Genomic DNA, 9,345 nt, shown 5'->3' on the forward strand with positions numbered 1-9,345 from the left:
TTTACTATAGCTTTACATTGGCATTCGTAGTGGCATGTGTAGGATAGGTGGTAGGCTTTGAAGCCTGGGCGCCAGCTCAGGTGGAGCCACCCTTGAAATACCACCCTTATTACTATGGATGTCTAACCGCGGCCCGTTATCCGGGTCCGGGACAATGTATGGTGGGTAGTTTGACTGGGGCGGTCGCCTCCTAAAGAGTAACGGAGGCGCGCGATGGTGGGCTCAGAACGGTCGGAAATCGTTCGCTGAGTGCAATGGCATAAGCCTGCCTGACTGCGAGACTGACAAGTCGAGCAGAGACGAAAGTCGGTCATAGTGATCCGGTGGTCCCGCGTGGAAGGGCCATCGCTCAACGGATAAAAGGTACGCCGGGGATAACAGGCTGATGACCCCCAAGAGTCCATATCGACGGGGTTGTTTGGCACCTCGATGTCGACTCATCGCATCCTGGGGCTGGAGCAGGTCCCAAGGGTATGGCTGTTCGCCATTTAAAGCGGTACGTGAGTTGGGTTCAGAACGTCGTGAGACAGTTCGGTCCCTATCTGCCGTGGGTGTAGGAATATTGAAAGGATCTGTCCCTAGTACGAGAGGACCGGGATGGACGGATCTCTGGTGGACCTGTTGTGGCGCCAGCCGCATAGCAGGGTAGCTATATCCGGACGGGATAACCGCTGAAGGCATCTAAGCGGGAAACCCACCTTAAAACGAGTATTCCCTGAGAACCGTGGAAGACGACCACGTTGATAGGCCGGGTGTGGAAGAGCGGCAACGCTTGAAGCTTACCGGTACTAATAGTTCGATCGGCTTGATCGTTCTCATTCCTTATGCCCATCTGACAAAGTCAGATGGTCTGTTCTCACTCACGCTTGTTCCGCCCTGCGGGCGGCGCTACGTGGGTGCGGCGCATCAGCGCCGACGGTCGGTCGACCTTGCGAAGCTTCGCTTCGAAAGGCGCCAGACCAAGAACCGTAAAGGCACACAAAGACCAGCGAACAGCCCCGAGAGGCACCCGACAGCTCCGCTGCCGATGTCTCTTTGTGCGCCTTCGCTCAAAAGCTTCTCGAACAACGTGCGTTTTGCCGACCTGGTGGTTATGGCGGAGCGGCTGCACCCGATCCCATTCCGAACTCGGCCGTGAAACGCTCCAGCGCTGATGGTACTTCGTCTCAAGACGCGGGAGAGTAGGTCGCTGCCAGGTCTGCCAAACGCACGTTGATCTCACATCCAAATCGGATGGAGAAAAATCTTCTCTTTATGAAATGGCCCGCCAAGGGATCACGGGCCGCGTAAGCGGCCCTTTCATTTGGTCAGCCATATACCTATCTGTAGGCCTCGGCTTACACAAAAATTGACGCGGGGTGGAGCAGCCCGGTAGCTCGTCAGGCTCATAACCTGAAGGTCACAGGTTCAAATCCTGTCCCCGCAACCAAATTCAAAAAAGCCCGCCATCGTGCGGGCTTTTTGTTTTGTGCCGTGCTGTGCTGCCGGCCTGTCATCAGGCGCCCGCAACCAGCCAAGCCAAGCCGCCAGACAGAAAACGCAAATCCTCTCCCCAAAACCAACATCAAAAACAGCCCGCCAGCCACAAATGCCCGCGCGCCGTTTTGATATGCGGCTGGGGTGGCCATCGATCTGCCCAGGCTCAGGCCCCCGAAAGCGAAGCCGAAGCTGCAGCCGACTTTCTGGCCAAGCGGACATATGGAGAGCGTCACGCTGCGCCCGGAACAGATCTATCAAAGACAGGATCGGGGGCTTCAGGCGATAAAGACGCGGCCGGCGGGAGGGTACCATGCGAGCCCCCGTGCGGATATTCCACCACCCTCTCCGGTTTCGCGGCCAAAGGCCGGTAAGGCCTTGCCCAGCCCGTACGGCATCTTGGCGGCCGCGCCCAGCCTCGTCGACCGGAGCGTAGGAATCCCCTTGAAGTAGGCTATGAAATATATTTCACTATGTGAATTATATTGACAATGCGCGCCCGGGCTGTAATGTTCCGATCGTCGGCTTTCGGAGGAAGGTCGGCATCATCAAATCCATACGGCAGCGCTCACTGAGTGCCTGCAACGGTCATTGAGGATGGCTTCGGCCAAGGGAGGAAACTTGCGCAAATTTCTGAGCACGCTCGCAATCGCGGCGGCTGCATCGACCTGCTTCGGGTCGATGCAGGTACGCGCCGAAACCCCTAACCCGTTCAAATGCGAGCCGGGTGAAAAATACGTCATGAACGTGATGGTCTCGGGCGTCGAATACTGGTTCCCGGTCTATGAAATGTTCAAGCAGGCCGGCCGGCAGTTCGGCTGCGAGACCGCCTATACGGGTACGCCGGAATACGACGTCAACAAGCAGATCGCCACCTTCGACCAGGCACTGGCGCAGAAGCCGGCCGGCATACTGGTACACCCGATGAACTCCGATCCGTTCATCGAGCCGATCAACCGCGCCATCGAGCAGGGCACCGCGGTGGTGACCTTCGCCGCCGACTCGCCGAATTCCAAGCGCGTCTCCTACATCACCTCCGACAACAATGCCGAAGGCACCTATGCCGCCGACGCCGTTGCCAAGGCGATGGATGGCAAGGGCGAATATGCGGTGCTGGAGAATCCCGGCCAGGACAACCACGACAAGCGCGTCAACGCCTTCGTTGCCCGCATGGAAGCCAAATGGCCCGACATGAAGCTCGTCGGCCGCGCCGCTTCGAACCAGGATCCGACCAAGGCCTATCAGGCGGTTTTGAGCCTGGCCCAGGCGCATCCGGACCTCGGCGCCGTGTTCATGCCGGAGGCCAACTCGGCCATCGGTGCTGCCCAGGCCGCCAAGGAAGGCGGCGGCAAGATCCGCGTCATGCTCGCCGACGTCAACGCCAAGATCCTCGACATGATCAAGGCCGGCGAGATCTTCGGCTCGGTCAATCCCAACCAGGGCATGCAGGGCTATATGGGCTTCATGCTGTTGTGGATGGCCAAGCATCCCGGCCTGATCGATCCGATGAACGACGCCAAGCGTTCGGGTTTCAACCCGATGAGCGTGCCCTTCGTCGACAATGGCTTCTCCATCGTCTCCAAGGACAATGCGGACGACTTCTACTGGGACAAGTACCTCAAGCGTCGCGGCACCAAGGGCATCGAGGAATAGTCTCGATCGCCGCCCCGGCCTCCACAAGGCCGGACCAACCGGGAAGGAGGCTTCGGCCTCCTTCCTCCCCCGCAAGCATCGCAGGAGCATGGCGTGACCCAGTCGCCCATTCTTGAAATCCGCGGTCTGTCCAAGGCGTTCGGCCCGGTCAAGGCACTGAACGACGTGCGGTTCGAGCTGCGGCGCGGCGAAATCCATGCGCTGTGCGGCGAGAACGGCGCCGGCAAGTCGACGCTGATGAACATGATCGCCGGTGTATTGCAGCCCGACGAGGGCGACATCCTGATCGATGGCGAGCGTGTTTCGATCCACTCGCCCGCGGCCGCCCAACGTCTCGGCATCGCGCTTGTCCACCAGGAGATCGCGCTGTGCCAGGACGCCACGGTTGCCGAAAACATCTACATGGCCGCGATCAACAGCCGGCGCGCACCGCTGATGAATTTCCAGAAGCTCTACGCTGACGCCCAGAAGGTCATGGACCTGCTCGCGCCCATTCCGGTGCACACCAGGGTCGCCGACCTCTCCATTTCCAACCAGCAGCTCGTCGAGATCGCCAAGGCGCTGACGCTCGACTGCAAGGTGCTGATGCTCGACGAGCCGACCGCCGCACTCACCGAAAGCGAAGCGCAACGCCTGTTCTCGATCGTGCGCGGGCTTAGGGAACGTGGCATTTCGGTGGTCTATATCAGCCACCGCATGGCCGAGATCTTCTCGCTCTGCGACCGCGTCACCGTCTTCCGCGACGGCCGCTACGTGGCGACCGATGCGATAGCCGCCGTTTCACCCGACGATGTCGTGCGCAAAATGGTGGGCCGCGAAATCACCCAGCTCTATCCCGACAAGCTGGCGCCGCAAGAGCCTGGGCGCCTTCTCCTGTCGGTCGAGGGGCTTTCCGATGGGCGCCGCTTCGCCGACGTCGATCTGCAGCTTCGCGCTGGCGAAATTCTGGGCATAGGCGGCCTGATCGGCGCCGGCCGCAGCGAGATCGCACAGACGGTCTGCGGCCTCAGGCCAATGACCTCTGGAACCGTCGCGCTCGACGGAAAGCAGCTGCGGCTGCGCAGTTATGGCGATGCGGTCAAGGCGGGGCTGGTCTATCTCTCTGAGGATCGCAAAGGCTCCGGCGTGTTCCTCGATCTGCCGATCGCGGCGAACATATCGGCGCTCGACCTCGGCCGGCTCACCGGGCGCCTCGGCCTGCTCGACCGCAAGGCCGAGGATCGTCAGGCGCGGGAGCTGACCGGCAGGCTCGGCGTGCGCATGGCCGGCATCGAGGCCACTGTGTCGACGCTGAGCGGTGGCAACCAGCAGAAGGTTGCCATCGCCAAGCAGCTGTCCGTCAGTCCCAAGGTCATCATCATGGACGAGCCGACGCGCGGGATCGATGTCGGCGCCAAGGTCGAGATTCACCGGCTGCTGCGCCAGCTAGCCGGCAGCGGTGTCGGCGTCATCATCATCTCGTCCGAACTGCCGGAGCTGATTGGCTTGTGCGACCGCGTTCTTGTGGTGCGCGAAGGCAGGATCGCCGGCGAACTCGCCGCCAGCGAGCTCGGTGAAGAAGCCATCATCATGCTCGCCTCGGGCGTCCAGGACAGTTCAATTCAAAGGCAGGCCCAGAATGTCGCCTAGGGAATCAGGAGAAGCGCTCGTGCACGCCGAGATCAAGTCCGCCGGGCGGCGCATCAACTTCGCTCACCTCGCCTCGATGCGCGAGGCCGGGCTGATCGTCATCATCCTGGCGCTGTGCATCGCCATGAGCTTCGCCTCGCCGCACTTCCTGACATGGGGCAATTTCCGCGCCATGCTGATGAGCTTCTCCATCGAAGGCATCGTCGTCGTCGGCATGACCGTCCTGCTCATCGTTGGCGGCATCGACCTTTCCGTCGGCTCCGTCGTGTGTTTCTCGATGGTGGTCTCGGGTGCGCTGTTCCTCGCCGGGCTCGATCCCTGGACGGCAAGCCTGATCGGCATCGGCGTCAGCGCGCTGATCGGCGCGGCCATGGGCTTCTTCGTGACCGTGATAGGGCTCAATCATTTCATCACGTCGCTGGCCGCCATGGTCATCGTGCGCGGCATGTGCCTGGTGGTCACCAAGGGCACGCCGCTGTCGCTGTTCACCTTGCCGCCGGCCTTCAAGGCCATCGGCCAGGGCAGTTTCAACAACATCCCCTATGTCATCCTGATCTTCATCGTCGTGGTGGCGATCTTCGACTTCCTGCTGCGTCGCGCCACGGCCTTCCGCAAGGTTTTCTACACCGGCTCCAACGAGAAGGCCGCGCAGTTCTCCGGCATCAGGACCAATCAGGTGAAGTTCTGGGTCACGGTGCTGTGCTCGACCCTCGCCGGAGTGGCCGGCGTCATCTACATGGCGCGCTTCGGCGCGGCGACGCCGACCTTCGGCGCCGGCATGGAGCTCAACATCATCGCCGCGGCCGTCATCGGCGGCGCCTCGCTGAATGGCGGCTCGGGCACCATCTTCGGGGCGATCCTCGGCATGGCTCTGCTGTCGGTGGTGACGAGCTCGCTTATCCTGCTCGATGTCTCGGTCTATTGGCAGGACATGATCAAGGGATGCATCCTGCTGGCAGCGGTGTCGATCGATCACTTCCTGCACCGCAAGAAGTCCTGAACCTCAAAGGCGGCGAAACAAGACCATGGCCCCTCCCAACACCCGCGACGACATCGCCGCTGTTCGTCAGATGCACCAGGCGCTTGTCCTGCATTATGTCGAAGGCAAGACCCAGGCCGAGATCGCCGGGGAACTCGGCATCTCGCACGCGACCGTCAACCGGCTGATCAAGCGCGGTCACCAGCTCGGTCTCGTCGAGATCAAGATCAAGTCGCCGATCGATCATCTGGTCGACCTGGAAGCGCGGCTGGTGGCGCTGGGCGGCATCGAGCGGGCGATGGTGGTGCCGTCGGTCTCCGAAAATCCGCACACCGCCCTGCAGCGGGTCGGCGAGGCGGCGGCTGGGCTGCTGCTCGACACCATCAAGGACGGCGACACCATTTCGATCACCGGCGGCAAGGGCGTCAGCGCGCTGGTCGCCGGTCTCAAGCCGGGGCGCCGCTACGACGTCGAAATCATTCCCGCCACCGGGCTGGTGCAGGGCAAGCACTACACCGATGTCAACCACGTCGCCTCGCTGATGGCCGACAAGCTCGGCGGCCGCGCCTACCAGATCCATGCGCCGTTGTTTGCGGACACCGCGCAGCAGCGCGAGATGCTGATGGGCATCAGCTCCGTCGCCGACGTGTTTCGCAAGGCGCGCGAGGCCGATGTCGCGGTGGTGGGTGTCGGCTCCATCCTGACCGACGATTCCAGCTACTACGATTTGCATCCGTCCTCGAATGCCGATCGCCAGGCGATCGAGAAGTCCGGGGCAACAGGCGAGCTGCTCGCCCATCTCATCGATCGCCGGGGCAAGCTTTGCAACTACTCGCTCAACCGTTCGCTGGTCTCGTTGACGCTTGACGAGTTCGCGACCATCCCGCGCTCGATCGGCATTGCAAGTGGCGCCAGCAAGGTCGCGCCGATCCTCGCCGCAATGCGCGGAAATCATCTCGACACCATCGTCACGGACGAGGCCACGGGGCTCCAGATCCTCGAGCTGGCCGAACAGGAGGCAGCATGAATTCTCGACAGATCCAGCGGCAGATCGGCAAGTCCGGCATATCGGCGTCGGCCGTGGGCCTGGGCACCTGGGCGATTGGCGGATGGATGTGGGGCGGCACCGACGAAAAGGAGTCGGTGCGGGCGATCGAAGCCTCGATCGATGCCGGCCTCAGCCTGATCGACACAGCGCCGGCCTACGGTCTTGGCCGCAGCGAGGCGATCGTCGGCACCGCCATCAAGGGCAAGCGCGACAAGGTGGTGATCGCGACCAAATGCGGGCTGAACTGGCATTCGGGCAAGGGCGGGCATTTCTTCGACCAGGACGACAAGCCAGTGCATCGCTATCTCGGCGCCGACGGCATCGCCTATGAGGTCGAGCAGAGCCTGCGGCGTCTCGGCACCGATCATATCGACCTCTACATCACCCATTGGCAGGACCCGACGACGCCGATCGCCGAGACGATGGCGGTATTGGAAAAGCTCAAGGCAGCCGGCAAGATCCGCGCCATCGGCGTCAGCAATATCAGCGCCGAGGATCTCGGCCATTATATCGATGCCGGCCAGCTCGATGCGATCCAGGAGCGCTATTCGATGATCGACCGCGACATCGAGAGCAGCCTGCTGCCGATCACTCGCCGCCATGACATCGCCACGCTCAGCTATTCGTCGCTGGCGCTGGGGCTGCTCACCGGCACGGTCGACCCCGGCCGCACATTCGGCGGCGACGACCAGCGCAAGGACAACCCGCGCTTTTCCACGGCCAACCGGCAGAAGGTGGCAAAGCTGAAAGAGGCCATCGCCCCTATCGCCGAGAGCCACCAGGCGTCGACCGCGCAGATCGTCATCGCCTGGACGCTCGCCCAGCCGGGCATCACCTTCGCCCTGTGCGGCGCGCGCAATCCCGAACAGGCGCTCGACAATGCACGGGCCGGGGAGATCACGCTTGCGGCAGGCGAGCTTGCGGCAATCGACGCCGCGGCAGCCGCGCATCTCACTGCGATGGATGCCTGAGAAAAAAGGCAACAGCCCCGATGAACCGTAGCCATACGTTAGCCGGTCTGCGCGACCGGCCTGATATCGCCGTGCTCGTCATCGGTGGCGGCATCAACGGCATCAGCGTCTTTCGCGAACTGGCGCTGCAAGGCGTCGATGTCGTGCTGGCGGAAAAGGGCGATTATTGCAGCGGCGCCAGTGCCGCCCTTTCACGCATGGTGCATGGCGGCCTGCGTTATCTCGAAAACGGCGAATTCAAACTGGTGCGCGAATCGCTGCTCGAACGTGACCGGCTGCTGAGGAATGCCCCGCACTATGTGGCCCCGTTGCCGACGACGGTGCCGATCTTCGACATTTTCTCCGGCCTTGCCAACGGTGCGGTGCGTTTCCTGGGTCTGACGCGGCGGCCGAGCCGGCGTGGTGCGCTGGTCATCAAGACCGGCCTTGCCATGTACGACCTGTTCACCGCCGCACGGCGTTTGATGCCGACGCACAGGTTCAGGGGCCGCGCCGAAACCTTGAAAAAATGGCCGGCGATCAATCCGGCGATCCGCAATTCGGCGACCTACTACGACGCCTGGGTGAGCCGGCCCGAACGCCTCGGCCTGGAGATGCTGCTGGACGCCACGGCGAGCGCGGCGAACGCCCGCGCCTTGAACTACGCTCAGGTATCGTCGACAGGTGATAGCCTCGCCATTACCGACACGCTGACGGGCGAACAACTGCCGGTACGGGCGCAATTGGTCATCAACGCTACTGGCGGCTGGATCGACCTGACCAACAAGGCCATCGGGGCGGCGGCGCAGACGATGATGGGCGGCACCAAGGGCTCGCATCTCATCGTCGACAATGCAGAACTGTTCGACGCGCTCGGCGGCCATATGGTCTATTACGAGAACGAGGACGGGCGCATCTGCATCCTGTTTCCCTATCTCGGCAAGGTGCTGATCGGCTCGACCGACATCCGGGTCGACGATCCGGACAAGGTGCGTTGCGAGGAGGACGAGCAGCGCTACATCCTGCAGTCGCTCGCCTTTGTATTCCCCTCGATCAAAGTAGCTGAAAACCAGATCGTGTTCCGCTTCGCCGGCGTGCGACCCTTGCCCGCCAGCGAGGACAGTTTTACCAGCCGCATACCGCGCGATCATTTTTGCGAGTTCGTAGAAGCGAGCGGGCACCTGCCGGCGACACTGTGCATGGTCGGAGGCAAGTGGACCACCTTCCGTTCGTTTGGAGCGCTGGCCGCCGACATGGCACTGAAGCGGCTCGGCCTCGCGCGCAGCCAGGGCACGCAGGACATGGCCATCGGTGGCGGCCGTGATTTTCCGGCCGACCCGGACGCCTGGTGCGCGTCATTCGCCGCCGAGCATGGCCTGACGGTCGAGCGCGCGCAAACGCTTCTGCAGCGCTATGGCACGTCGGCCAGGGATTTCGTTTCGCACCCGGCGGGCGAACAGATGCTGCCGCAGTCGGACTATTCGGCAAGCGAGATGGGGCGCATCATCGAGCGCGAGCAGGTCGAGTGCCTTGCCGACCTGTTCTTGCGCCGCACCACCATCGCCATTTCAGGCGGTCTCAGCTTCGACCTCGCCAACGCCGTTCTCGAC

At 62.4% G+C, this 9,345-nt stretch carries 6 protein-coding genes, 1 tRNA gene and 2 rRNA genes (1 of these 9 only partly in view); all 9 read left to right on the forward strand.

Annotated features, from left to right (window positions below):
- Nucleotides 1-813 (forward strand): 23S ribosomal RNA (locus EN994_RS02175); it begins 2,009 nt to the left of the window's first position.
- 270 nt (nucleotides 814-1,083) lie between these two features.
- Nucleotides 1,084-1,198, forward strand: a 5S ribosomal RNA gene (rrf, locus tag EN994_RS02180).
- 154 nt (nucleotides 1,199-1,352) lie between these two features.
- Nucleotides 1,353-1,429 (forward strand) — tRNA-Met (locus EN994_RS02185).
- A 668-nt stretch (nucleotides 1,430-2,097) separates the two neighbouring features.
- On the forward strand, nucleotides 2,098-3,129 hold the full coding sequence (locus EN994_RS02190) for a substrate-binding domain-containing protein (RefSeq protein ID WP_127224204.1): 1,032 nt from the start codon (nucleotides 2,098-2,100) through the stop codon (nucleotides 3,127-3,129).
- Nucleotides 3,130-3,222: 93 nt separating this feature from the next.
- Nucleotides 3,223-4,758, forward strand: a complete 1,536-nt coding sequence (locus tag EN994_RS02195; RefSeq protein ID WP_063169062.1) for a sugar ABC transporter ATP-binding protein — start codon at nucleotides 3,223-3,225, stop codon at nucleotides 4,756-4,758.
- A 76-nt stretch (nucleotides 4,759-4,834) separates the two neighbouring features.
- Nucleotides 4,835-5,758, forward strand: coding sequence for an ABC transporter permease (locus EN994_RS02200; RefSeq protein ID WP_224674565.1), 924 nt, complete (start codon nucleotides 4,835-4,837; stop codon nucleotides 5,756-5,758).
- A 25-nt stretch (nucleotides 5,759-5,783) separates the two neighbouring features.
- The gene (locus tag EN994_RS02205; RefSeq protein ID WP_024504451.1) at nucleotides 5,784-6,764 is read left to right on the forward strand and encodes a sugar-binding transcriptional regulator; all 981 of its coding nucleotides are present in this window, start codon (nucleotides 5,784-5,786) and stop codon (nucleotides 6,762-6,764) included.
- A complete protein-coding gene (locus EN994_RS02210) occupies nucleotides 6,761-7,756 on the forward strand; it encodes an aldo/keto reductase (RefSeq protein WP_063169061.1) in 996 nt (331 codons plus the stop codon). Before EN994_RS02205 ends, EN994_RS02210 begins: the two co-directional genes overlap by 4 nt.
- Before the next feature lie 20 nt (nucleotides 7,757-7,776).
- On the forward strand, nucleotides 7,777-9,345 hold a 1,569-nt coding region (locus EN994_RS02215), incomplete at its 3' end, for a glycerol-3-phosphate dehydrogenase/oxidase (protein ID WP_164745791.1).

Source organism: Mesorhizobium sp. M7A.F.Ca.CA.002.09.1.1, from assembly GCF_003998555.1.
Classification (GTDB): domain Bacteria; phylum Pseudomonadota; class Alphaproteobacteria; order Rhizobiales; family Rhizobiaceae; genus Mesorhizobium; species Mesorhizobium ciceri.